This window comes from Thiolapillus sp. (assembly GCF_048562965.1).
GTDB classification, from domain to species: Bacteria; Pseudomonadota; Gammaproteobacteria; order Chromatiales; family Chromatiaceae; genus Thiolapillus; species Thiolapillus brandeum_A.
The window spans coordinates 1-1,150 of record NZ_JBHNMF010000905.1 but is presented as its reverse complement, the minus strand read 5'-3'; the positions used below and the strand labels follow the sequence as shown (position 1 = coordinate 1,150).

Genomic DNA, 1,150 nt, shown 5'->3' with positions numbered 1-1,150 from the left:
CGCCCAGACAATTGGCTCCCGCTCAATCCGGGTGACCTGCTCGGAAGAGCCGGATGCGGGAAATCCGCACGTCCGGTTCTGTGAGGGTGAAAGCCAGCAATGGCCGATCTACTCGACTAAGTTCCTAAGTTATTGATAAGGCGGGGTGGTGTCTGATCGGAAAACATCGGAGGCAGGGATGCCGACGCGGAGCCTACAGGAATGTATTTACGGCGTTTTTCCGATCAGATACCACCCCAGCCAAGATTTAGATGACGGGACTCTGAGGTGTACCCACGTAAGCGCCAGTCGGATCGCGGGACTGGCATGATCTGATGCGTAACAGGTCACGCTGTCAGCCTGCTGCCTGCCCCGGCAATACCGCATCTGCTGATTCAGCGGTATTGACCGATATAGGTCGCCACATGACGGAGCAGGGAAAGGGCCGTCTCCTCGGGAACCCCACACTGTTGCAACTGCCCCTCCAGTCCGGACAATCCCGTCAGCACCTGTTCGATCAGGTTACGGGTCCTCACGGTCGAGAAACCAAAGGCACGGCCCAGCTGTTCCACGTTGATCCAGTCAGGACGCCGGTTGTCCAGGTTGAAACGCAACACGTGTTCAGCTCTGGCCTGCAGGGGAAAGGTGGGCACCAGGTCATAGGCTGGGGACAGCCGCCAGCCCTGTTCATCATGCAACAGGGCAAAGTTTTTCAGGTGATCGTCGGTGTTGCCGATACAGGCATTGAACAGCATCTGCCGGAACAAAGCCGCCTTGTCCGCCCCAGGATCGGCGGAATGAATTTCCAGCAGGCGGGCGATATCAAGATAACTTTTGTTGTAATGGTGTTCGGCATTGAGCAGCGTCTTGAACGATACCATGTGTCGCCTCCCGCCCCGGGAGGTGAGATCGAACCGCTCCACCAGCAGCAGAGCCAGCCCCTCATCCAACAGCCGGGATCGAGCCACGGAAAAACCACAATCCGCTGCTGTTGCCAGACAGGCTGCCTCGATGGGAACCGGGGACACTGTATCACGCAGGGAAGGCAGCTTCATTTGATGTACCTCATGTGATTTCATTGGCCGGGGACCAAACCCCGGCTTTTCTTTGTGTTCATTTCCGAGCAGCGATCAATCCCGCAGGACCATTCCTGCGGGAAATTGGTTTTTAT

1 protein-coding gene is annotated in these 1,150 nt (G+C 56.9%); it reads right to left on the bottom strand.

Annotated features, from left to right (window positions below; all coding sequences use genetic code 11):
- Nucleotides 1–374: 374 nt before the first annotated feature.
- Entirely contained in the window at nt 375–1,034 is a 660-nt protein-coding gene (locus ACOCD2_RS21065) for a type II toxin-antitoxin system HipA family toxin (RefSeq protein WP_293675250.1), read from the bottom strand.
- Nucleotides 1,035–1,150 lie beyond the last annotated feature (116 nt).

Coding starts and splice junctions, on each gene's coding strand:
- ACOCD2_RS21065 (WP_293675250.1), bottom strand. CDS start 1,034: ATGAAGCTGCCTTCCCTGCGTGATACAGTGTCCCCGGTTCCCATCGAG.